This is a genomic window from Erysipelatoclostridium sp. An15, assembly GCF_002160675.1.
GTDB lineage: Bacteria > Bacillota_I > Bacilli_A > Erysipelotrichales > Coprobacillaceae > Thomasclavelia > Thomasclavelia merdavium.
Window position 1 is genome coordinate 1 of sequence record NZ_NFLA01000020.1, and the last position, 25,678, is coordinate 25,678.

Here is a 25,678-nt window from a genome sequence, read left to right on the forward strand (position 1 = left end):
TCTGTTCATCACACAAATATTTGTATATAAGATCTTTATAATCATCTAAATATCTTTTTCTGTTTCTTGTTTTTTTAGGTGCGATACCGTTTAGCCTTCTGCTTAGTGTTTTTCGGCTATAGTTTAATTCTCTTGCAAGTTTAGAAACATTCAATTTAATTTCTCCTTCCTTATAGGCTCTGCTTAACATTAAAGCCTGATCCAAATTATTTAATTTAATGACTGCTGTATTCAATATAATTCACTCCTTTACAGGAAAGAATTATATCAAAAAAGATTACCCTGATTAATGCAAAGTGTAACCACTTATCTGCAACAATTTGGGTAATCTTATTTTAACTTTTATATAAGAGGTTGCGGAATAGAACTGCTATGTGTAAATATGGCGGATATATGGAGTGAAAGAGATATGACCTTATCCCGGGAGGTCTTGTGATGGAAGAAATTCCTAGTAACAACGAATCACAAGAAGTCAGCAGAGGGTCATGATAAGCGTAAGTAAATTCATCGAAAACAAACTGGGATTAAAAGTCAATATGACCAAAAGCAAAACCACATCAAATATCAGTCAATAAACTGAAGAAGAAACTGAAGAAGCTAACGAATAGAAGCTAGTCGGTGTCATGGGAACACAGATGTACAAAGCTTAGACAACTTATCAGAGGATGGATAAATTACTATCGAATTGGGCGATTCAAAACGATATATCAAAGACTCGACGGATGGATACGGTTCAGAATCAGAATGTATCTATGGAAATGGAAAACAGTCAAGAATAGAGAAAAGCAGTTAAGAAAGCTGGGGGTAAATGCACTACAAGCAAAGATGTGGTCAAATACTCGCAAATCATACGCAAGATGTGCAAGTACATTTCTACAAAATAAAGTAACCAAAGAGTTATTAAGAAGAAAAGGGCTGCCATCAATGACAGACCAGTATCAGTTAAAACATATTTCAGCATAGATTTAAACCGCCGAGTGCCGGACGGCTTGCTCGGTGGTGTGAGAGGACGAGAATACATGATCAATTCTACTTTATCTATTCTCTCCTACTCGATTGATGAAATAGTAATAATTGCTGTTAAAATTATAAAACAAATAAAAGTAGTTTTTGTTTAAATTATATTCTATGTAAATAATGAATTTAAGCATAATTAGATGTTGGCAGAGTAACTATTATTTTATTTAAAAAATGTTACATTTTGGTAAAATTGAAAGGTAAAATGGGAAATTTACCAAATTTTAAAATTATTTAGATAAATTTGATTTAATAATAATGTTAATTTTGGTACAATATTTTATAACAACATATTATTTATAATTAAAAAAAGCTGCTGATTAAGGATGAAATTTACAATATTAAAAAGTAAAGTGAGGGGATATTGTGAGTTTACATGACGATTTAAATAATGAAAATTTATTTGATGAAAATTTACCCGGGAATTATAAATACAGTGAAAATCAATATGGTAAAACAGCTAAAGGACAGCTGACATTGGAAAACGGGAAACGTAATGTTTATGCACAAAGAACTGCTGGTGGCAATGACCGTTTAGCGACTGATGATGGTGGACATTTGATTGCAACTAGATTTAATGGTTCTGGTGAAGCAGAAAATATCGATGCTCAAGATGCTAATTTAAATCGCGGTTCTTATAAAATTCATGAAAATGAGTTGGCAAATCAATTAAATTCAGGGAATAAAGTATATGAAAATGTTACAACTTTTAAATCAAACGGTTCCCAACGGCCTGATGTATATATGGGCTATACGATTAGTCAAGATCAAAATGGAAATCGTGAATGGAATGCCTTTTCATATACTAATGCCAGCGCTAGTGAGCAACAGGAGTGGAATGATTTAACAGAAGGTAATGATTTAATGGATGAATATGATAGTGCCATGAATTATCCTGATGATTATAATCCAGGCGACTATGATAATGATCATGATGATGGTAGTGATAATTACAATGGCAGTGAAATGGATTGAATTTTATGAGGGATGAACAATGATTAGGGATTTAAATAAATCAGCAATTGCTGGTTCAATTGTTAATGATAACCGAAATGAATCTAAATATCTTAGTGATTATATTGTAAGTTTTCCAAGTGATGATGATAATATTTATTTAAATTCTAAGTTATTATCAAAACATCTGTTGTTAATTGGTGCCATTGGAACAGGGAAGACTAATGTAATTCATAAAGTAATGAAAGATATTAATAATTTAAATCATGATTCATTTGCGATGATCTTTGATACTAAAGGTGATTTTTATCGTTATTATAATAAAGAAAAAGATATTTTAATAGCTACTGGAAAAAATTATCGATCAATAACTAATTTTTATAATGTGTTTAAGGAAATTAGAGCTTATTCAAATGATGTAGAAGAACAAAGAAGTTTTGCTAGAGAAATTGCTAAATCTTATTTTATTGATCGTAAAAATGAAAGTCAGCCGTTTTTTTCAAATGCAGCCCAGCAAATATTTGCTAATATCTTAATCGCTTTTAATGAGGGGTTAATTGATGCTGATATGAAAAAAAATTTAAAAAGTAAAGAGGATGTTTTTAATCTTAAAGTCAATAAAAAAGCTTCATTATCAAATGCAACTATTTGGGAGTTTTTTCAAAATCATAGTGACAGTGAAATTGCAGTAATTTTAAAAGAATGTCATTTTAGAAATACTGAGTCAGCTGTTGGGGATGCCAAAAGTAAACAAGCATTAGGAGTTTTTGGGGAACTTAGAAGTATGATTGAAGATTATTTTACTGATGCTTTTTGTCAAAGTGATGTTAATAAAGATGTTTCAATAATAGAAACAGTTCGTAATAAAAATGGTGTTAAAATATTTATTGAATATGATTTAACTAAAGGACAGGTATTGTCACCGGTATATTCGTTGTTATTTGATTTGGCATTAAAAGAGGCCTTGGGGAGAAATCAAAGTAATGGTGATTGTTATTTTATTATAGATGAATTAAAGCTGCTGCCTAAATTAAATCATTTGGAAGATGCATTAAATTTTGGACGTTCATTAGGGGCAAAGTGTGTTTGTGGCATTCAAAATATACATCAGCTTGAGGAAGCTTATGGAGAATTTACAGCTAAGTCATTATTAAGCGGATTTATGAACGTTTTTGTTTTTTATGTTTTAGATTTTCAGACTCGTAAATATATTATAGATAATTTTGGTGAAAATTATGTCAATTTTTATTATTACAATGAAAAAGAAAAACCAATTAATGTCCAAAAAGAAGGACATATTGTTGAAGATTATGATATTTTATCACTTCATCGTGGTCAGGCGATTATTAAGTTAGATGGATTAAAACCATTTATTTATCAATTTAGTAAATATGATGATTAGGAGGAAAAATAATGGATGATCGATATGGTGGTCGAATTAGTCGGCAAAAGATGAGGTTAAATGATTTTTATGATCAGTGTAATAAAAATATTTATGTTTTTGGAGGGAGCAATTTACAGTATCGATTAAAATTGTTAGAAAAACATATTGAAAAAATGTATTACAACAATGAACCGACAATTGTTTTTTTTAGTGCCAGCAATAATAGTTTTACCCATCGAGAAATAACTAATACTATTTTATATACTAAAAAAAGATTACATGATACGCAAAACCAATTAATATTAATTGATCAGGATTATCCATATTATCATCCCTTATTAGGTGTTGGATTTAATGATATTGTTAGGGTAGTTGATAGTAATGATGATTTACTGCGGGATGATAGTGCTTACTTAGATGGTGTTTTAACTATTATGAAAGCGGAAAAAATACCATTAAAATTACATTCAATTATGGAATATACTAATCTAAGTTTAAGGGTATTAATTGATAAATGTAATGATTTAATCGGCAAAGTTAATAGCACTGCTTTAAGACAAGATTTAATAGAGGCTAAAGAAATGTTTGAAGAAGATCAGCTCACTAAAATGTCTGCTGCTCCAGTGAGAAAGTTATTAAAAAAATTGAATTTTTCGATTAGTGATTTAAATAATAAATATTGTCATTATAGTATTAGTAATACAGTTAAGCAAAATAAGATAATTTGTATTAATTTAGCTAATGGTACTAAAGAATTAATGGAGTATTTTCAAGCCGAGTTATCTTATATTAGTAATAGTTATACTGTGATTTTGTTTGATGTTAATTGTACTTTATGTGATAAATTTGAAAACAAAATGATTGACATTGCTAAATTATCAATTTATTCAAATAATTTTAATCGTGATTTTAGTTCGTTAAAACACGATGCAATTTTAGGAAAGAACAATATAACGCTATTATTTAAAATGCAACCTGGAAGTGCTTTTACAATTGTTGATTATTACGGGAAGCATGATTATGTTTATAAATTGGATGGCCGTGGTCATGGACATAGTCGATTAGATATTTTTCATTTACGCGATACTTATTACAGTAATTCGCAAACCCATCGTGAACGTATTAATAAACTTTCTGGAGAAAATGTAGCTGATTTATTAGAAAATTTTGAATGTTTTGAAATTAGAGATAATGATATTATTTATCATAATAATGTTAGTTATGAAGGATTATAATAGGCTCAGTTTATGAGAAAGAGGGGATTAATAATGGCAATAAGTGATCAAGAAATGGATCAAATTATAAAAAAATTTATAGCGAAAAATACATCGGATAAAGAGGAAAAAAAGAGTAAGAAAGAAAAAGAGGAAAAAAGGCTTGAACGAAAAAAAGAAAAACAAGAGGTGTTTGTTTATAATGATCCCCAAAAAGATAACTTAGAGGCAAGATATAATCAAACTAATTATCAACCATCATTATTGCAAGTTCAAAGAGATCAATTGGTTCATACTTCTAATGCTGTTTTTAACAGTATTTTTTCAAATATTGTAGGAGTGTTTCGTTTGCTGCTATCAATTCCTTGGAAATGGGTAATTGTAGTTATTGCTGTTATTGCAATTATCATTAATTTGGAAACAATTTTAACATATGGTCTTATTCTTTTAGTTGGTGGAATTTTGTTATATTCTTTTTTAAACTGAGAAATGAAATTACATTTAATGCATTTTCAACCATCATCTACAGTTTTAGGACCATATTTAAGGAGCATTATCTGGGTTCAGGGATGTTTAAAAAATTGTCCAGGCTGTATTGCTCAAGAAAGCCATGAAATCAAAAAAGACGATGGAGTGGAAGTTGCAACTATTTTAAACTGGATCAATGAATATCCAGATAATGAAGGAATAACAATCTCTGGTGGGGAACCCTTTTTACAAGCTAAAGCGTTAGTGATGCTTGTTCGAGAAGTGAAAAAACAAGCCAAGGGAGTAATTATTTATAGTGGTTACACTTATAATGAGCTAGTAAATAAACATGATCAAGATATTGATGATTTATTAAATCTGACTGATTTATTAATTGATGGACCATTTATTGAACAACTTGATAATAATGAAGCAGGGCGGGGATCTACTAATCAAAATATTATTTTTTTAACTTCTAGATATCAAAAAGACAAAGCCTATTTTTATCAAGAACGGCAAGCCAATATATATATTGATGGTAATAAATATATTATGGAAGGAATCCCTAGTGAGGAAGATAAAATATTATATGAAGCAATTATAGGAGATATGAACAATGGAAATAAATAGAGTGCTAGATCGAGGAAGTCATCTATTGATTCCTTATCAAGAAACAACTGATATAACTATTTCATCAAAAAAGTTTGATGATTTTGATATTGTGGGACTGGAAAACAATCGCACTGGTAAATATGGCGGGTGTTTAAATATTATTAAATATTTAAGTGGTGGTAATTTAAGAATACGAGCAATTAAAAGCAGTGATGATAGTTTTATTATCACTTACAAAAACAATGGAAGTAAAGATAAAGTAGTTATTAATGGTGAAGAGATTGAAATTAATTTAGATGATACTACAATTAGTTTAACTATCGATGATGAGATAAAGATGCAAATTCATATTATTTCTAATGACGAGATGATCGATCAAGAAGTAATTAAAGAAATAGAAGCTAAAAATGAAGAATTAATAACTCAAAATAGTTCTTTAAAAAAACAGTATGAAAAGCTTAAACAAGAAAATGAACAACTAGTCAAAGATAATGAACAATTAAAACAAGATTATCAAATATTGAAAGCGCAAAACGAAACAATCATTAAAGAAAACGAAAACTATAAAAAAGATATCAAAGAATTAAATGAAACATTTAACCAAAATCAAAGTCAAAATGATTTGCTCCAAAAACAATTTGATGGTACTTTAAGGCACTATGGTATTACTAAAGATGTTTTTGAAGAATACAAAGAGGAAAATAATAGCCAAAAAATTAAAGATATTTTAAATAATATTCAAACAGAATTAAAAGAAGCTGAAGATTTATTAAAAGAATATATTGAAAAAAAGCAAAAACAAGTTAATCAAATCCGCCAGAAGATAAAACCGGAATAAAAGGGGAAATTGATAATGAATGGATATCAAGGACAATTAGCTTTATTAAAGCAACGAATCAATCAGCTTGATGAAGATTATAGAGCTAAATTAGCCAAAGAGAAAAGAAAGTTCGAACAGGAATTAAAGCGTTTAGAACAACGAATGATTCGTCAAAATGAAACTGAACGAAAAAAACTGGAACAGGAATATCGCCGTAAAATTAAAGAATATCAGCGATTTATTCGTGGGGAAATTACTAGTTTAGATAAAGAATTACAAGAAGAAATCCGCCAAAAGAATCGTGAAATTTCATCTTTAAAAAGACAAATGAAAGAGATTGAAAATAATCTTAAAAAAAATATCGAGGGTTTAAAACAAAATATCAAAGAAGATTTAAAAAGAAAGCGTGAAATTGCTGGTCGTTATGTTAATGAGTTTAGAAATGTAGTGGCAGTTTTTACAAAGATACCACATCAAAAATTTACCCCTGATAAACTTGATACGATTAAAGAGGTTGAAAAAGAATTTAATATTCTTGATGATGGTGAAATGTATGAAGCTAAAACAGCGGTCGCTATTTCATCAACGTCAGCGCTACATCGTTTAGAAATCGAGGTTGCGGAATTATCTGATCAATGGGTAAGTGAGTATCAATTATATAAACAATATACTAGCCATTTATTTTATAGTATTTATAATCATATGGTTCGCTGGGAGGTAGATTATGCTAAAAAAATTAATGAAATTGATGTAACAGATACTTTTTATTTAAATGATTTTGATGAAAATAAAATTAATATAATCAAAGAAATAGACTTTTGGTCTTTTGGTAAATATTTAGAATATTTTAATCAGTTAGAACAAGAATTAGAATTAATAAAAGAAATTGAACATCGTGGTATTGATGATTATTTGTTAGATGAAGAAAGTATCGCAATTACAACTTTAATTGAAAAAAGTCGCAATTTAAATGAATCATTAAACCAGCTCTTTGAGGTCTATACTAAAGCTCAAGACAATCAAGAAAAATATTATTTACGTAAAGAAATAATGAATGATATTATTAAGCAATTTGAAATAAAACGTAATGTTCAAAAAAGTCAAATTAAAGTAGAAAAAGCAATTGACGATAGTGCATTAGAATATGTCAATTATAAGATGTTAGCGAAAAAATTAATTGGTGATCCGCGAAGAAGCTTACATGGGATCTTAATTAGTACTGGTGATTTAGAAATTCATATTTATATTCGTCCTGAAGATTTAGGTGATCGTTATCGTAACATTATTTTATTATATGATGATTTTGGTGATCAAGGTTACTTATCTTCGGCTGAATTTGATGATTATCAAATGTTACTTAGAATTTTAAGACAATTAGATCTTAAGATTGATGATCGTGGTTATGAAGAAAATGATATTTGGTATATACCATTTGTTGATTTACAAGCCGTATCTAATTTACAAGCTAGTAAGGATATAAATATACAAAAATTTGCTGGAAAATTAAACCGGGCAATTAGAAGGAGATAAAAAATGAGTAGTAGAGTTACAATTAGTGCAGAAGATTTTCAATATTTAGAATCTTATCAAAAGCTTAGTGCTATTGCATTATATGATACTTTTGGACGTCTTAAAGGTTATTCAGTATATGATTCTTATGCAAGACAAATAAGAGCTAAAAAAATGGCGGCTTTAAAAGCTTTTGAAAAAGAAATTAATGATATTAATAATAAAATTAACCAAATTGATAACTATAAAGAAACATCAAATCAAGAAATAGTCAATCAAATTAATAATACTATGAATAATTATGTCCAAAAATTAAAAGACAATCAAGATTTAAAGTATGTTTCTAAAATTTTCAACGAAGCAACTAACGAAGCGGCTAAAACAATTGAGAATTATCATGATAAATTAATAATAAATTATCGTAATGAAATTAATGATATGACCAAATCATATCAAAACGATCTTAATGCTATGTATGCTGCTAATATCAATGAGTTAAAAGTATTAGAACATGATCTAGCTTCTAAACAAGTTAAAGCTAACGAATATGCTTTGGCCTATTTAAATAAAGCTCAAGCTGCTTTACAAACATTAGAAGCAGGATATGATGAACACTACAATAATATTAATGTTATCAATAACTTAAAAAATGTTTTAGAAACATGTCGTACTAATATCCAAAATGGTCTTTATGAAGCCGCAATGGCTATAGCAATCGATGTTAATAGTCAATGTTACCAGGAAATTCTTAACTTTGATTTGCAACGTCAAGAATATAATAATTTATTAAAAGAAGCAACATATCACATTGATTATTTGCTTAAATATAGTGAAGAAAGAATGAAATTAAATCAGGATGTTTTAGATACAGTAAATCAAATGACAGATGGAAAACGAGTGTCTAAAACAATGACTAAAAAAGAATTAAGATATTTTTCACCAGAAAAGAAAATCGATCTAAATGTAGAATTATTAAAAACATATCAAGCTAAATTAGTAGATGAAACAAACGCTTATACTTTAGCTCAGTTAAAAAAAGAAGTAGCAAAAATAAAATGTTTATATCCTCAAGTTGATCAAGCATTTAATGATGCTGTAGCATATTTTGGTAATTATTTAGAAAGAGAGTCATTTATGAACAGCATTATTGATAAATTTGAAGAACATGGCCGAGTTTTTAAAAGTATGCGCTTAGGGGAAAAAGAAAATGAGGATGATTTTACTAAACCAATCTTTGTTTTATTTGAAGATGAAAGTACTAAATCTGAATTTATGATTGAGATCAATTATATCGGTTCGCCTGATACTCGACTACAGTCAGAGTTTCATGTTCATCGCATCAAAGGTGATCCATATAATCAACATGAAAATGATTTGACGGAACAACTAGTTCATCAAGCGATTGATGAAGATAACCAAGATGCTATTCATGGGGGTAATGGCTGTAATCGTTCGTCAATCGGTAAATTGTCTGATGATCAAAGAATCTTAAAGGTTCGTCGCTTAATGTAGTTTAATTAGAAGGGAGGGGTAGTGATGGCTAGATCAATTTTAGATAAAAATGCTCGCTATCATATTCGGCTGATTGCAGGAAATAACGATAATGTCTTTATTTGTGATGATTTAGTAAGTCGTAATTTTGATGAATATTTACATTATCACTTACAAAAGGAAGGTTATGAAAAAATTATCTTTTTCGATGGAGCAGGAAATTTAGGAGAATATTATTTAGATGAACACAGTGCCAGCCTAGTACGACCACAAGCGGTTAAAAAGAAAAAAAGAAAGAGACGTAGTCTTTTAGATGACGATGATGAAGAGGTAGTAGCAGAAAAGGAAACTGAAAAGTCAGATATTCGCTTGAAATATCCTGAGATTACTACTAGTGAATTTTTTGATACTTATAAAAAACAAATAAATGATCGTGAGCATAAAACGGCGGTAATTTTTTCAAATGTTATTAATTACACAAATTCTCCAGCTGATGCTTTTGATCGCTATTATGATTTATTACAACAGGGAAAAGATTATGATGATGAAAATTTAACTATTTTTGTAGCTAAGGAACAAAGTATTAATACGATTTTAACGGAATTTAAAAATCCAGCTAATAATTATTTTTTCGATTTATTCAAAGATAATTTAAATCACGAAGTAGGATCACCTGATACTCATGAAATTCAATTATTTTTAAGAAAATTAAAGATTACTGGAATCATGACTGCTAATGGTAAACGGAAAATTGATTTTGATGAAGATAATATTGATATGATTGCAGAAATTATTAGAATGGCTATGTTAGATAAAACTAAAGAGGAAAATCTAGATGAAATTAAAAATAGTTATTCTAATGCTGGTAGTCAAGAAAACCCGCATGTTTGTTTAAAATATTTATCTATGGGTGAAATTTTTTCTAAATTTGAAGAATATCTAATGAAAACTAATGAAGTTATAACTTATATTGATGAACAAAAAATAAAACAAATCTTTGATTATTATGAAGAGCTAGAAGAAGACCCTTATGAAGTATTAATGAATACTAAGGGCTGGGAAAATGTTGCTGCAGTAATAGATAAGGAATTGAAAAATTTTGTTAAAGAAAGCCAAAAGAAGAAATTTGTAGTAGCTGATGTTAAAAACCGACTAGAGATTGGCGATGCTAAGAATTCTTATCAATGTCCTAATTATATGATTATTGGTAATCCTGGTGTTGGGAAAACAACTGTCGCTAAATTAATTGGGCGAATTTTTAAAGATCGGGGAATATTAAAAAATGGAAATGTAGTTTTGGTAAATTCTTCAGCTTTAATTGGTGAATATGTTGGTCAAACTCCAAGTAAAACTAATCGAGTAATTGACAGTGCTCAAGGTGGTGTTTTAATTATTGATGAAGCTTATTCACTATATGCAGATCCTAATCGAAGTAGTGAAGATAATAGTGGTGCGTATCGTCAAGAAGCCATTGATACTATTGTTGCAAGAGCATTGGATCATGATGTTTGTATTATTTTAGCAGGTTATCAAAAAACAAGAAAACTATATGAAATGAATGAAGGGTTACCACGACGGTTTAAAGAAATCGTGATTGATGATTATCCAAGTGATTTATTAGAAGATATTTTTTATAAGCTATGTGAAAAAAAACAGATTAAAGTAAATGAAGATATTGATACGAGCAGATTTTTTAAAAACTTAAAAAAATTTTCACCTAAAAGATCTTTTGGTAATGCTGGTGTTGTTAATAATGTTTTTGATAATGTAGTAAAAAATATGAATGATCGCAATCGTTATGCTAATGAATTAATTATGGAAGATTTTAAAGATTATCAGCGTTATTTTATTGATGTCGGTAGTCGTAAAATAATTGATCAAATTTTCACAAAAATTGATCAAAATTATATCGGGATGAGCGATTTAAAAGAATTTATTGAAGAATTGAGATTTGATATTTTAAGAGAAAAAGAAGCTGAAGCTAAAGGAATTGTGGTTAATAAAACAAAACGAAATATTTTATTAATCGGAAATCCTGGTACTGGTAAAACAACAACAGCTAAATTATTAGCTAGATTCTTTTATGAAATGGGTGTTTTAGCCTCTGAAGTTATGATTAGTTTAAAAGCTAATTCGACTTCTTCACGTGATTTAGCAATTCAAATTGAAGAAGCCAATGATAAAGGAGCTTTGTTATTTATCGATGAAGCTAATTATTATTGTAATATTGGCAATGCTGGGAAGGAAATGATATCGCCAATTTTAAATCCGTCTGAAGATTTTGAAAATTATCCGGATTTACGGATTGTTATGGCTATCTATCCTGAAAATAAGCAGAAGTTTTATGATCTTGATAGTGGGATTGAAAGAAGATTTAGAGAGTTTACTTTACATAACTATACAGCTGATGAATTATATCAAATTTTTGAAATCTTGAGAAAAAAAGAACAGTTAGTCTTTTCAACGGAAACTAATGAATTTGGCTATGATTTAAATGATTATTTAAAAGGATATTTTATTTATCAGGAAAGAACTGGTAATATTGATCGAAAAAATGCAAGTTTAGCTGTAGATTTAGTTGCTCAGCTTACAAATAATTATTATAAAAGAAAAGATTATGATAAAAATAGTGAAGATTTAATAACTTTAGCTGATTTTCCATCATTATATTTAAAATCAGTTACTAATATTTTACACAACTTAAATAATCCTGAATATGCCCTTAAAGAGGTATATGACATCTTAGATAAATATGAAGGATTTGATAATGTCAAAAAGCATTTTGCAGATATTAAAACTAAAATCGATATTAATCATGAAAATCAAAAGCGTGGTATTAAATCGATGCGAATGAATCGTCATCTTTTATTTGTCGGAAATGCGGGAACTGGGAAAAGCACGATGTTAAAACTAGCAGCTAAATTTTTAACTAATTTAGGCGTTTTATCTTCAGAAAATCCAATTTATTTTGATGCTAAGCAAACTGCCAATATTGAAAGTGATGGCGAAAGTAGTTTTATTAAAAAGATGAAAGAAGCTAATCGAACAGGCAGATTGCTTTGTATTGATGAGGGTAATTTCTTTGTGGAAACATCAGCAGGATCATTAATGATGCATGATTTCATCCAGGCAGCTGAAGACCAGGAGCAATTTCCTAATCTACTTGTGGCAGTTTGTGTTTATCCTAAAAATAAAACTAATTTTTTAAACTTAGATGATGGAATGGAACGTCGTTTTGAAATTATTGAATTGCATAATTATAGTGGTGAAGAATTATATCACATTTTTGAAAAAATAGCTAAAAATAATCAAATTGAAATTGCTGATGATGTTCAAGATGAATTATTAAATCTTTTCAATGATCTAGTTAGTAATGGAAAAGCTAAAAATTATAATGCTTCATTACCACAAAAGGTGTTTGAATCTTTACGAATCATTAATCACCGCCGTGCTCAAGAAACTAATCAGGACCAGTTTATTTTTATTAAAGAAGATGTCACTTTATATAAACAAGAAGAACTAGATAAGATTTAAGAGGAATAAAAATGATGCGATTAGAAACTTATTTAAATGAATTTAAAGAATTATATCTTTCTGCCAAAGAGAATCAATTAATTGTTATTTCTGGTCCTAAGCAAAGTGGAAAAACAACATTGTCATTGATGATAATTGATTATTTAAATCAAAGTAACTCATTAACGGTTGTTAATATGACCGTTAGTGATATTAAAGCGAACTTAAACAATTTAACATTGGAAAATATTTATTTAGTTGAACATGGTGAAAAGCTAGAAGTTGATGATTTGAGTAAAATCACTGCTTATTGCAAAAAACATCAGGTAATCATCATTATTAATACTTACAAAAATATTATCGGTAATAACATTATAAGTATTAATTTAAAGAATATGAATGAAGCTGATTTAAAACAAATATTTATAGAATTATTAGCTAGTAATAATGAAACAATTGATGAACAGACTTTAGATTATGTTAATAAGTATATAATGCTTGTTTATCATCAAGGTGAAATAACTAGTAATATGGTTGAAGAACTATTTAAAAAAATGCAAATAAAACGAATCGATGATCATAAAAATAGTTTTGATTTAACTTGTTTACCAATAATGGTTAAAGAAAAAGTAGATAATTACCTGGAAAAAGAGCAAAACAAATCACAATTATTAAAAAAAATTATAAAAGATGTTAATACAATGGTTAGAAATGAACCGGTACGGGAATATTTAGATAGTTTTTTGTTAAGAAAAAAAATTTCTTTGGAAATGAAACTCCATAATCTAAATGATGATATTGATCCAATTTTAGTAATTGTCGGTAATGTAGGAAGCGGTAGAAAAGAAACAATTGATATTATTACTAGAACATATTATGCCATTAATTTAATTTTTGATGATGATTATATTAAAGCTGATTATCTTCATCTTGAAGAAGATTGTTATCGTGGCTATGCCCTAAATAAATTAGTTGTTTTAGATAGTAGTAATGTTGTTGATTATAAGACTGTACAAATATTATTAAAATATTATGAACGCGGCGTGAAAATAATTGTGAAGATGACTCCGGAAAGTTTAATGCATTTGACAAACTTTGATGCAAGTTTTATTAGACGGTGTAAGATCATTAATTTGCCCGATTACAATAGTGAACAATTATATCAAGTGTTTGCCAAGATTTGTAATCAAAATCGTATTATTATTTCATCTAATGCTATGGCAGCAATTCAGACTATCTTTGCATTGGATGAAAAAGAAAATAAAATCAAAGAAGGCAATGAATTAATAGCACGAAGCTGGTTTGAAAAAATAAATTTACAACGATATCGACGTAATAATATTCCTTATTATGAGATTTTATTAGAAGATGTTTTAATGGCGATAAAAACAATGTAATTATGGGAGGAAGCAAAGATGTTTAAAGCAGGATATAAATTTTTTAAATCTAGATTAAACGAAAAGGCAGAACGTGCTTTTTATGATCAGGTTTATGATGCTTTAAGAGCCTATATTCCATATATTACTTTTGATTATCATATTATAAGTGCTAATCGAGCTAAAGAAATAGTTAGATATGTATATGAAGATAATCCTAGTTTCTTCTATATTTCTCCTTATAAAATTTCTTATCGTGCTGGTAATCCGGCTGTGATTTATTTTAATTATCTTTATGATAGAAAAACTAGTGAAGAACATGAATTTCAAATCAAAAAAATAATCATGAATTTTTTTGATCAATATCAAGTTTTAAAATTACCTAAATATAATCGGATTCAAATTTTTCATAATTTGATTTCTAGTATCTGTACTTATGATCCAGAGGTATCTAGTGGTGGTGATGGAGTTGATGAAGATTATAATATTATTGGTGTTTTTAAAGGGAAAATGGCAGTTTGTTACGGATTTTCACAAGTGTTTAAGTTGTTATGTGATTATGGTGGTGTCAGTTGTTTGATTGCAACTGGCTGCTGTTATGGAATGGATAATGGTTTGCATGCTTGGAACATGGTTGAATACGATGGTGGTTTTTATCATATCGATGCAACTTGGGATCTAAGCAAGGAAAAAAATATGGGTTTGCTTGGAGCATATACATATTTTATGGTTGATGATGATTGGATGAAAAAATCGCGGGAACTAAATACTTATGATGTTTTCCCTAAGAGTGACGGATTGCAGTATACTTTTTTTGGATATAATGGCTATACAGTCAGTAGCCATCAACAATTATCTAATTACATTTATAATCGCTTAAAAGAGTATCCTAAAGAGATAATTGTTTATATTGGAGATCATCAGCTTAATTATGATATCTTGAATACTGCTTATTGGGATGCGGTTTATCAACTTGATATCAAAGATAAGCTTTTTAAGCAAAAGGCTCGTTATACTATTGATAGTAAGTATGGAATTGCGGGAATTATTTTTGAATAAATAAGTAGGTAGATATGTTTAAAGAGGGCTATAAGTTTTTTGAACAAAGTTTGAAAAATGAAGAATTGGCTTTTTATCGACGTTGTTATTTAGCGATTAAAAATCGACAAATATCGATTACATTCGATTTTAAGCTGATTAATATTAATCGAGCCAAGGAAATTATTAAATATGTATATGAAGATAATCCGAGCTTTTTCTATTTATCACCATATAAATTAAGTTATGTAAATAACAAACAGATTTATTTTAACTATCTTTATGATAAAACAACAACTTTAAATTATGAAAATCAGATTAAAAAAACATTAATGCATTTTTTTGATGATTATCAAATTTTAAAATTACCTAAGTATAACCAAATATTAATTTTTCATAATTGTATTTCTAGTTTGGCTAATTATGATCAAATTGTATCTTCAGGTGGCAGTGGTAAAGATGAGGACTATAATATTATCGGTTTTTTTCAAGGCAAAGTGGCGGTCTGTTATGGCTTTTCTTTAGTATTTAAATTGCTTTGTGATTATAGTGGTATTAATTGTTTAGTTATTAGAGGAAAAACGAAAGGTAATCATGCCTGGAATATGGTTGAATATGATGGTGGTTTTTATCATATCGATACTACTTGGGATCTACTTGAAGATCATAATGACGGTAAGTTAGGAATTTATAAATTTTTTATGGTTGATGATTTGTGGATCAAAAAATCACGAACAATCAATGCGATTGCTAATTATCCCAAAAGTTATGGTTTACAATATACATATTATGTAAGAAATAAGTATATGATCAATGATATTAGTAATTTAAGCCAATATTTTTATGAACGGTTGAAAGAATATCCAAATGAAATTATTGTTTATGTTACTGATAAGCGTCTTAATTGGGAAATTATTAATCACAGTTATAAAAAAGCTAGTGATAAATTCAGACGTTTAAATAATTATAATTTCAAGGGTAAATGTGATAAATATTGGAGTAGTAAATATGGAATAGTCAGAATTATTTTAGGAGGCTAACATGACAACATTAAATTATTTAGAAAAGATACCGTTGCAATCTGGTGGTGAATGTGAAGTTATTGACTATGTAAGCGAAGGTGGGCAGGGCTATATTTATGCTACAACTAATCGAAGAATGTTGAAGTGGTATAAAGAAGAATTCAAAAGTGGTCCACTAAAAAAGAATATTGAACAATTAGCTAGGGTCAAAACGCCATATCCTAATCTTACATGGCCTTTAATGATGACCCAAGATTATAAAGGTAGTTTTGGTTATCTCATGAATCGGATTCCTAGTGGTTATGTACCGCTAAGTTACTTTATTTTTGATGATGAATATAATTTAAATGTTGAAGAGATATTACAAGTTGGTTATGCTATTGCCGCTAGTTTTAATGCTATTCATCAACAAGGCTATGTTTATCAGGATATTAATCCGGGTGGTATTTTTGTCAATAAACAATTAAAAAGTGTGATCATTTGTGATTTAGATAATTGTAATAAAGATGGTAAAGAATTTGTTGTTGGAACACCGATGTACATGGCTCCGGAACTGGTAACTAAAATGGCTAATGTTAGCTTGGCTACTGATTATTATTCTTTGGCGGTTATTTTATTTAGATTGTTTTATATTAATCACCCTTTAGAGGGGAAAAAGACGTGGTCAAAACCTATGGATGTTCAAGATGAAATTGAGTACTTTGGTAAAAATCCGGTATTTGTTTTAGATCCAGTTGATCATTCTAATGGATTTTATCAAGATTGTACATTGGCATTAGAGAAACGATGGCATTGGTTTCCGCAAATATTAAAGGATACTTTTATTAAAGCATTTACGACTGGTTTGAAAAATCCTAAACGAAGAATTAATGATGAAATGTGGATGGAAGTAATTAAACAATGCTATGATTGTTTTGTAAAAAAGAAATTTGATACCCAAATTAAAGAAGGATTTTTTTCACTTGAAACAATTAGTTATTTAAAAATCAATATTAATGGACAAAAAACACTAATTAGTGATTATAAAAAAATTTATGGTTATATTTTTGATCGTAGCGAAATATTTACAACAGTGTTATTTGAAAGTTATGAAAATAATATTATTACTATTTATAATGATACTGTGATTATTAATAATAAAAGAATGCAGAAAGGGGATAAACTAGTTCTTAAACGTGGTGATATTATTGAATATCGTCAGATTAAAGGGATAGTGGAGTAGAAAAATGGATAATAATTTTATTGATAATAATGATTTTATTAATAGTGCAAAGAAAAAAAGAATGTTGTTTATTTTAGTGGTAGATACTTCGACTTCTATGAAAAATAAAATTGAAGTAGTCAACGATGCGATAAAAAGAAATATTGCGAAAATGAAAGACCTTGATTTATCACATAATATTGCAAAAGTGGCAATTACGATTCTAGAATTTGATAAAGATGTTCGCTGGATTCCGGAAAAACCGCAAGAAATCAACAATTTTAATTTTATCGATCTTGAATGTAGTAATACGGGACAAAGTAATTATAGTAAGTTATATCAGTCATTAAATAATAAGTTAAATAAAGAAGATTTACTAAAAAATGCCAGTGATTATCATCCAATCATTTTATTGATCAGTGATGGTAAGCCAACTGATGAGTATGAAGATTATTTAAATGAATGTGAAGAAAATGAATGGTTTCATCGAGCAACCAGAATTGCTTTGCCGATTATTACTGAAAAAAATATGAGCGAAGCAGAATATCGTGATTCAATCGATTATGAGTGTATTATGGATTTTACTGGTCAAAAGGAAGAAATGGTTTTTATGATATCTAATTTAGATAAATTAGCTGATATTTTAGATATTGTTACAATCACAACTATTAAACATGAAAATAGAGAGACTGAAGATGATGAATTGAATTTAGACGATCCGTTCAATGATATTAGAAATAAAATTTTTAAAATTGAAGCATGATGATCGACGTTTTTAGTTATCTTCACATAAAAAAACAAAAATTAAAGCAGAAATTGCCTTGTGAAGATTACAGCATGACATATCAGGATGATATTAAAACTATTGCTATTATTAGTGATGGTCATGGCGATCGGCGTTGTTTTAGAGCAAGTTATGGATCGAAATTTGCTTGTTATGCTGCTTTAGAAATTTTAAAACCAATAACTGATTTTTCTGATAATAATTTACGTAAGCTTTCTAGTCAAATCATTGAAAGATGGCGTCATCTAGTAAAGGAGCATTATCACGATCATCACAATAATAGTATTTATTTGATTTATGGTGCAACATTATCAATTATTGTGTTAACTAACAATAAAATGATTTTAATGAATATTGGTGATAGCAAATGTATGACACTATTTGAAAATGATCAATTTGTATCAATTATTAAAAATAAATCAATTAACCCAAAATCATTAAGTGATCCTAAAATAAAAATGGATATTTATGTAGTTAGGCAGTTACCTAAAGCGATAATGTTTACTAGTGATGGTGGTGGCAGTTTTGAAGATGAAAGGGAGTTTGTTAAAAAAGCAGAGAATTTGTATTTAACAAATCGTATTAAATTTCACAATAATATGTTAGGTTTAGTAGATTATTTTTCTAGTGATGATGATGTTTCAATGATTTGGATTTATCGACGATCTGGAGGTGAAAATAGTGAAAATCAATCATAGTATTGAAAAATTAAATAAATTACAAGATAGTATTAATACTTGTAGTAAAAAAGCTAATGAACAATTACAGACAGAAATAGAAATTCGTGATGAAATTGTTAATAAAATTAGAAAACAGTATCAGCGTTCTTATCAACAAATTGAAAAACAATTAGAATTGGAAGAAAATAATTTTAATTTTTTTAAACGAACTTATGAAGAAATCGAAAATGTAATGGATGCTCAGTTAAAAGAAAAGTTTGAACGCGAAGAAATGAGTGCAATTAAAACACGATATATTGAAGAATATCAACAAGCGTTGTTAAAGTATTATGATTTAAAAAATAAAAAAGAACAGTTGTATTATCAAAAAACAATTGCTAGTTATTCAAAACGGATTAAACAGGCACAGCGAGCATTTGAATGTGATAAAAATTTAAAAGTTATCGAGGAATGTCGCCGAGCTTTACAAATCAGTGATGAAGATAGTTATATTGAAAATCATGAGGATATCAAAAAGGCACAGGCAATTTTAAAAAATCGAATCGAACAAATCGAAATTGAGCTAAAACAATCATTACAATTAGATAATAATGATAAACTTCCGGGACTAACAATCGGAAAAATGTTTGTTAGTAATGAATATTTAAAAGAATGGTATTATCAAGATCTGCTGCTAAAAGTGTTAAATGGTGAATATGAACAAAATTGTTTAAAGATGGTCTTTAATGATGAATTAAATGATTATGTCATTGTTGCTACCAGTAAGCAAGGACAGGCGATGATGCGGCTGTTAGAATTTAGTACAATGTTAGATAGTGTTCAAGAAGCTATTCATATTTACTATGATTATCAAACATTACCAACGTTATTTACAGTTCCTGGATATCATAATTGTCAGGCAATTACTATTAATGATGATTTTGTTTTACAATTACAAAAAGAAATTAATGAATATCCTAATCAGATGATTTCAATATTTATTGAAAATGGTCATGATCTAATACCGGCTTTTAAACAATTTATGGTCAATAAACCTGATAATGTACAAATAGTTGTTTGTCAGCCTAATTCTAAGGATACTATGTTGTATGAAAATTTTATTCGTTTAAAATATTATCAACCGAATAATGGTCTCGAATGTTTTGTAATCAATGGTAAATATGATTTGTATTTAAATCGAATCAATGAAAAAGGAATTAATAGATTACAAAATAGTCAACCGGTACCGATTGTCAAAATCAATAATTTTGAACAATTTTATCAAGATAATTTAAATCAAAATAAGTATCTAATTAATAGTGATTATAGTTTATCTTTTGATGATAACTTAATTATTGTATCTAAAGATGAGACTAAAAGAACATTATATTTGGTGCAATTGTTGTTATCAAGATTAAAAAAGCAGGAAACAAAGTATGTTTATTACGAAGATTATAATGATACTCTGTTAAGAAAAGTTATTGATCATAATAATTTTGAGGAGATCATGATCGATATGATTGAATCGATGATGGATGAGTTTTTAAAAGATGATAGCTTAGTAGTTTTAGTTGATCCTGCTCAAGAAGTATTGGGATTTATCGAAACGCTCTTAGATATGGGACATAGCATCATAACTAGTGATAAAGTTATTGATGGTTATAAAAACTTACTTTTAGATGATAATGTAATTGAAGAAAATGGCAAAAAAGATCATGTTGAATATGCGTTTTTATCAAGTGAGAGTTTAACTAAAATGATTGAAAAGTAAAAAGAGGATAAACTAATGGCATTTTTGGTTGGAATTAACATGAAAAGTGATACTACTATTTGTTTATTACTATCATCATCAATAAAATTTTATAGCTTTAAACATGATGAAATATTATCGGCATATTTAAATGATATAAATGCTAAAACAATGTGGTATAACAACGATTTATCTTCTTATCAAAGAAATCTAGCTGATAAAAATTATTATTATTCGCTTAAAAATAGTCAATTAAGTCCATCTGATATTACAACAATAATACTAAGTGGTATTTATAATAAATTGAAAACTATCATGGCGACTAAGGATGATGTCGGTGCTGTTATTACAGTTCCTGCAACTTTTTTTAGCTTGGCTACGTTAGTTTTAATTACTAGTGCTAAACGGGCGGGATTTACAGAGGTAAAAGTAGTTAAGGAACCGATGGCAATTTTAATTCAATACTTTAATCGTGTTGAATTTCATAAACAAGATGGTATTTTTGTCACTGTTGCTTTTAGTGATAATTATTTAGATCTTGGAGTTATTGAAGTAACTGGCAATAACTATCAAACATTGGAAATTGGTGGAGATCAAACCTTAGGTAGCAATGATTTTATAAGGGTAATTATCAAAATGATTGAAGATGAAATCTTTAATAATGAATTGTATGGTTGTTTAGATTTATCATGGCAAAAAATTGATGAAAATAGTATTTTACAAAAAATATTTGGAACAAATGAAAGATACTGGTTAGTTAAACAGCGGATAATGCAGGCAGCTAAACAAGCGATGTATAATCTACGCTACGATACAAAAGCAATCATTAATTTACCAGCTCTTTATCAAATGGACGAAAAATCAATTGATTTTGCAATAGAAATAACACTTGATGATTTTAAAATGAATGTCAGTCCGTTATTATATCGATTTAAACAAGCGTTGCTTCAAATTCACAAAGCTATTGATAAGAAAATCGTCAAAGTAATTGCTTCAGGTGATCTAGTAAATCTTTCAATAATAAAAGATATTATTGCTGATGTTTTTAAACAAGAAATCTATTCTTATAGTTATATGCAAGAAATTGCTAATGGGGCCGCTCTTTTAGGTGAGCAAGCTAATAAGATTAATCTGATTAATAAATTGCCAAATCATATTGGAGTTGGTTATGGCAATACTATTTATCCATTACTTGAAAAAGGTAGTATCTACCCACCTGAAATAGTTAAAACTAAATATTATGCTAAATTAACCCCAGCTCAGACTAGCCTATATTTTAGTATTTATGAAGGAAATATTTTAAATAATCTAAATGATAAACGGAATCTAGAAGTAGCTAGTTTTAAAATCGGCAATTTAAAATCATTGCCAATAAAACAGGCGGTAGTTAGTTTAATGCTTAGCGTTGATGAAGCTGGAGTTTTACATATTGATGCTCATAATTTATTTGATAGGACTAATTCATATCATAATATTAAAGAAAAAGCGGATATTAATGGGACTTATGTGATGACTTTTGGAATGAGTCGTAATTTAATTGGAAACATTGAAAATGACCAATTTAAGCCAATAAGATATAATAGTTTAATTAATTATGGTGATTATTCAGCAGAGTTTTATAGTCGAATTAAAATAACTAATCATGATGTTGTTGTCGGTAATGGTGTTAAAAATATAGATAAAGGGATCTATATTGATGATGTTGGGGCTATTTTTCATAACTATATTCATTCATTGTATTATTTAAGCAATGAAATATATACTGGGTTAGATATTGTTAAACAATATTTTGACTATATAAAAGCAGAACTGGTCACTCATCAAGTTATCGATAAAGCAATGGTATTGGTAGTTCCATACGATTATACGTCAAAAGAAAAGAAATTGTTAATTGATATTTTGAATTCCCTTTCATATCAAGTAAGACAATTAGTAGAAGAACCGGTAGCTGGTTATTTAGGTTATTTAAATCAAAGCAAACAAAATATTAAAGAGCAAGATTGTTTTATGTTTATTAAGATTGAGGATAAATTAGTTCAAGTTAGTATTTTTAATGTTCATTATCAAAATGCAAAAGTAGAATTTGAGCTAGTAAATGAAGTGGTTAAAAAAGATTTTAATTTTAATAATTTATTAAGAGCTTATTTTGTAAAAGCGATGAAGATTGAAAATTATGCTAGTCTATCTAATGGGGATAAAGAGTTATTAGACAATGCAATTGATGATTTGATTTTGGATTGTAAAAATAGAAAAAATGATCGCTCAATATTATATATTGGTTTATTAGATGCTGAAGTAGAATATGAAGAAGAGTTTTCTAAAGTAACGTTTAATAAGTTATTGGAAGATCTTGGTGTTTTTAAATATCTTGATAATATTATTATGGATAATTTAAGGCAAAGCAATTTGCTATTACCAATTAATTGTTTGATTTATGCTGGAAATATCAGCAATATTTATGGTATTCAAGAAAAAATAAATAGTTATTTAAATATTGATCAAGAAATCATGGTTAATGTAAATGAATTGCTTTGTCTTGGCGGGGCTTTAGGAAGTACTATTGAATATAAAATTAATAATAAGGAGGGAATATAAATGTGTTTTTTTGAAGAAGATGGTAGTGAGGCAATCGGAATTGATTTAGGAACTAGAAATTCGGTTGTTGTAAAATTTAATAACAAAGGGGATTATACATTTTTAGAAGAACATGGTCGTCAGGTAATTAAATCAGCGCTCTATTTTAATTCTCCAGATGATATTTTGTTTGGAGAACGGGCAGAAGCTAGAGGATTGTTGCATCCTAAATCATTATTACGTTGTTTTAAAAGAGGATTAACTGGTGATACAGGTAAATTGGTTGATGGACGTTATCAAATTGAATGTAATGATGGTACTGAATTACGATTAACGCCTAAAGAGGTTAGCAGTACGTTTTTAAGAAATTTAATTGATCGTTTTAATGACCAAAATGATTGTAATGCTCGTAAGCTGGTATTAACAGTTCCTGCTAAATTTGGCTATTCTTTATGTGCGGCTTTACGACAAGCAGGAATATTAGATGTTGGAATGGATGATGTTTTGATTGTTCAAGAACCAGTAGCAGCGGCTATTTGTTATGATTATGAAGTAGAAACGATTCCTAATGATTCATCATTATTAGTCTATGATTTAGGAGCGGGTACTTTTGATGTTTCTTTATTGAAAAGAAAAGTAGATGGCACGTTGGAGTTTACCGATACTAATGGTGATGTCCATTTAGGGGGTGAAGATTTTACCGAAAAAGTATTTATTGATGGGAAGAATTATTTTTATGATAATGAGTTCTTTGACTTAGATGATAAAAATAATTTTGATAGTGAAGAAGAGTATGCTAAAAATATTGAAGTTTTAAGAGATGTTGCTGAAAAAGCTAAAGAAGAACTATCATTGTATAGTCAATATGGTAAACCAGTTACTTTTAGACAGCATGGCAAAAAGGTGGATTATAATTGGATCATTACTAAGAATCAATTTGATGCGATGATCGTTAGTTATATTAATCGTTCGATTGAAAAAATTGATGTGTTGCTGAAACGAAATAATATGACTAAAGATGATGTGAATCGTATTTTAGTTGTTGGGGGCAGTTCGTTGATTCCGTTAGTTGAAAAAAAACTTAGAGATTATTTTGGCAACGATGATAAAATTGTGAAGAATTCTGATAAGGAATTAATGATTGGTAAAGGTGCGGCAATTATCGCCAATCAGATTTTTCAAGAAGAATCTAAGACACTAAGAGATGCAATCAGTTTTTCAGGAATGATCCAAAAAGTTTCTGATACGATTGGAATAGCAATAGGTAATTCAAGTAATATCAAAGAAATAATTCCTCGAGGATCTAAAATACCCTTTGATGTTACTTTGAATTATCAGTTAAATCAGTTGGTTAATAATGAAAATTGTATCGATATTTCATTTCATAGTTATGATGATATTGAAATGAAAAATAAAATCATAGTTGCTCACGATTCTAATGTTGAATACATTGGGAAATATCTAAGTACCAACGTTGCTAATTATCATGATGACGATTTAGTTAAAGTAAATGTATCAATTAATAACGAATTCATTATTAAAGTTGATGTTGAGGTGGCTGGAGATCAATTAAATAGTGGTACTGTAAGAAGGGATGGTATGTAATGTTATTAGAACATGAGAAGATCATAAAGATAGTTGAAAAGGGTAATGAGCTATATAAACAGTATTTATCAAAGAATACGTATCAGTTTAAAGAAAATTCGTTAGAATATTTTTTCATCCCACGTAATGATGACGTTTTAAATGATGATATAGAAACAGTTAAACATTATCATCAATATACATTATCACGGCTTGAAGATTTAATTAAAGACTTAGATAAAGTTAATGACAAAGAAGGAATTGCTTTTAAAATAAAAGAACGAATGCAACGAGTCTACGATAAAATTAATACAAAAAAGATTGTCAAACCGACGTTTAGTAAATTTGATATTCAAAAATATTTTAATGATGTTACTAAAGATATTATTGGCGTTTATATTGACTATCTTGATTATTTGCAATCACAAATTGAACAAAAGAATAAGAGTGTGGTTGATATTGTTGAAATATTAAATTCTTTTTTACTAAAAATTAATGTTTATTCAGTAACATGTAATGATGGTGATGATTGGGATGAGCTACGGTTTGATCCAGAAATTAATGTGACTGATAATATGACCGATGATAAAAATAAAATCGATACTATTCATAAAGTATATCGATATTGTTATTTAATTGATTATAATTCTTTTGAAAATTCATTTATCTTATTTCCAGGAAAGGCGAGTATTTGGAAAGGAAAATAAC

The 25,678-nt window shown here is 28.4% G+C and carries 20 protein-coding genes and 1 pseudogene; 20 read left to right on the forward strand and 1 reads right to left on the reverse strand.

The genetic code is table 11. The features are described from left to right. Nucleotides 1-235 (reverse strand): annotated as a pseudogene (locus tag B5E92_RS07805) (hypothetical protein); the annotation flags it as partial. A 383-nt stretch (nucleotides 236-618) separates the two neighbouring features. On the opposite strand from B5E92_RS07805, the gene B5E92_RS15905 reads away from it, so the two are divergent. From B5E92_RS15905 to B5E92_RS07905, 20 genes are all read left to right on the forward strand, one after another. Beyond that, entirely contained in the window at nucleotides 619-963 is a 345-nt protein-coding gene (locus B5E92_RS15905; RefSeq protein ID WP_087300876.1) for a group II intron maturase-specific domain-containing protein, read from the forward strand. Nucleotides 964-1,383: 420 nt separating this feature from the next. Then, nucleotides 1,384-1,992 carry a DNA/RNA non-specific endonuclease gene (locus tag B5E92_RS07815; RefSeq protein ID WP_204245250.1) on the forward strand — a complete coding sequence of 203 codons (609 nt, stop codon included), beginning with the start codon at nucleotides 1,384-1,386 and terminating at the stop codon, nucleotides 1,990-1,992. 19 nt (nucleotides 1,993-2,011) lie between these two features. Continuing rightward, nucleotides 2,012-3,373 carry a type IV secretory system conjugative DNA transfer family protein gene (locus tag B5E92_RS07820; protein WP_087300882.1) on the forward strand — a complete coding sequence of 454 codons (1,362 nt, stop codon included), beginning with the start codon at nucleotides 2,012-2,014 and terminating at the stop codon, nucleotides 3,371-3,373. An 11-nt stretch (nucleotides 3,374-3,384) separates the two neighbouring features. Then, nucleotides 3,385-4,590, forward strand: a complete 1,206-nt coding sequence (locus B5E92_RS07825) for a hypothetical protein (protein ID WP_087300885.1) — start codon at nucleotides 3,385-3,387, stop codon at nucleotides 4,588-4,590. A 33-nt stretch (nucleotides 4,591-4,623) separates the two neighbouring features. After that, the gene (locus B5E92_RS07830) at nucleotides 4,624-5,055 is read left to right on the forward strand and encodes a hypothetical protein (RefSeq protein WP_087300888.1); all 432 of its coding nucleotides are present in this window, start codon (nucleotides 4,624-4,626) and stop codon (nucleotides 5,053-5,055) included. Nucleotides 5,056-5,058: 3 nt separating this feature from the next. Next, nucleotides 5,059-5,667 carry a 4Fe-4S single cluster domain-containing protein gene (locus tag B5E92_RS07835; RefSeq protein WP_087300891.1) on the forward strand — a complete coding sequence of 203 codons (609 nt, stop codon included), beginning with the start codon at nucleotides 5,059-5,061 and terminating at the stop codon, nucleotides 5,665-5,667. Continuing rightward, nucleotides 5,654-6,487, forward strand: coding sequence for a hypothetical protein (locus tag B5E92_RS07840; RefSeq protein WP_087300894.1), 834 nt, complete (start codon nucleotides 5,654-5,656; stop codon nucleotides 6,485-6,487). The genes B5E92_RS07835 and B5E92_RS07840 overlap by 14 nt, the downstream gene beginning before the upstream one ends. A gap of 15 nt (nucleotides 6,488-6,502) precedes the next feature. Next, nucleotides 6,503-7,999 carry a hypothetical protein gene (locus B5E92_RS07845; protein WP_087300897.1) on the forward strand — a complete coding sequence of 499 codons (1,497 nt, stop codon included), beginning with the start codon at nucleotides 6,503-6,505 and terminating at the stop codon, nucleotides 7,997-7,999. 3 nt (nucleotides 8,000-8,002) lie between these two features. Continuing rightward, entirely contained in the window at nucleotides 8,003-9,490 is a 1,488-nt protein-coding gene (locus B5E92_RS07850; protein WP_087300900.1) for a hypothetical protein, read from the forward strand. A 24-nt stretch (nucleotides 9,491-9,514) separates the two neighbouring features. Continuing rightward, nucleotides 9,515-13,003, forward strand: coding sequence for an AAA family ATPase (locus tag B5E92_RS07855; RefSeq protein WP_087300903.1), 3,489 nt, complete (start codon nucleotides 9,515-9,517; stop codon nucleotides 13,001-13,003). An 11-nt stretch (nucleotides 13,004-13,014) separates the two neighbouring features. Then, nucleotides 13,015-14,379, forward strand: coding sequence for a hypothetical protein (locus B5E92_RS07860; RefSeq protein WP_087300906.1), 1,365 nt, complete (start codon nucleotides 13,015-13,017; stop codon nucleotides 14,377-14,379). An 18-nt stretch (nucleotides 14,380-14,397) separates the two neighbouring features. Continuing rightward, nucleotides 14,398-15,417 carry a transglutaminase domain-containing protein gene (locus B5E92_RS07865; RefSeq protein ID WP_087300909.1) on the forward strand — a complete coding sequence of 340 codons (1,020 nt, stop codon included), beginning with the start codon at nucleotides 14,398-14,400 and terminating at the stop codon, nucleotides 15,415-15,417. Nucleotides 15,418-15,431: 14 nt separating this feature from the next. After that, a complete protein-coding gene (locus B5E92_RS07870; RefSeq protein ID WP_087300911.1) occupies nucleotides 15,432-16,436 on the forward strand; it encodes a hypothetical protein in 1,005 nt (334 codons plus the stop codon). A 1-nt stretch (nucleotide 16,437) separates the two neighbouring features. Beyond that, the gene (locus B5E92_RS07875; RefSeq protein ID WP_087300914.1) at nucleotides 16,438-17,640 is read left to right on the forward strand and encodes a serine/threonine-protein kinase; all 1,203 of its coding nucleotides are present in this window, start codon (nucleotides 16,438-16,440) and stop codon (nucleotides 17,638-17,640) included. A 4-nt stretch (nucleotides 17,641-17,644) separates the two neighbouring features. After that, nucleotides 17,645-18,382, forward strand: a complete 738-nt coding sequence (locus B5E92_RS07880; protein WP_087300917.1) for a hypothetical protein — start codon at nucleotides 17,645-17,647, stop codon at nucleotides 18,380-18,382. Next, nucleotides 18,382-19,101: a protein phosphatase 2C domain-containing protein gene (locus tag B5E92_RS07885; RefSeq protein WP_255376205.1), complete on the forward strand. Its 720-nt coding sequence runs from the start codon at nucleotides 18,382-18,384 to the stop codon at nucleotides 19,099-19,101. The genes B5E92_RS07880 and B5E92_RS07885 overlap by 1 nt, the downstream gene beginning before the upstream one ends. After that, entirely contained in the window at nucleotides 19,085-20,833 is a 1,749-nt protein-coding gene (locus B5E92_RS07890; RefSeq protein ID WP_087300923.1) for a hypothetical protein, read from the forward strand. Before B5E92_RS07885 ends, B5E92_RS07890 begins: the two co-directional genes overlap by 17 nt. A gap of 15 nt (nucleotides 20,834-20,848) precedes the next feature. Next, on the forward strand, nucleotides 20,849-23,407 hold the full coding sequence (locus B5E92_RS07895; RefSeq protein ID WP_087300926.1) for an Hsp70 family protein: 2,559 nt from the start codon (nucleotides 20,849-20,851) through the stop codon (nucleotides 23,405-23,407). Next, the gene (locus B5E92_RS07900; RefSeq protein WP_087300929.1) at nucleotides 23,408-24,991 is read left to right on the forward strand and encodes an Hsp70 family protein; all 1,584 of its coding nucleotides are present in this window, start codon (nucleotides 23,408-23,410) and stop codon (nucleotides 24,989-24,991) included. Continuing rightward, entirely contained in the window at nucleotides 24,991-25,677 is a 687-nt protein-coding gene (locus B5E92_RS07905) for a hypothetical protein (protein WP_087300932.1), read from the forward strand. Before B5E92_RS07900 ends, B5E92_RS07905 begins: the two co-directional genes overlap by 1 nt. Nucleotide 25,678: the final 1 nt, after the last annotated feature.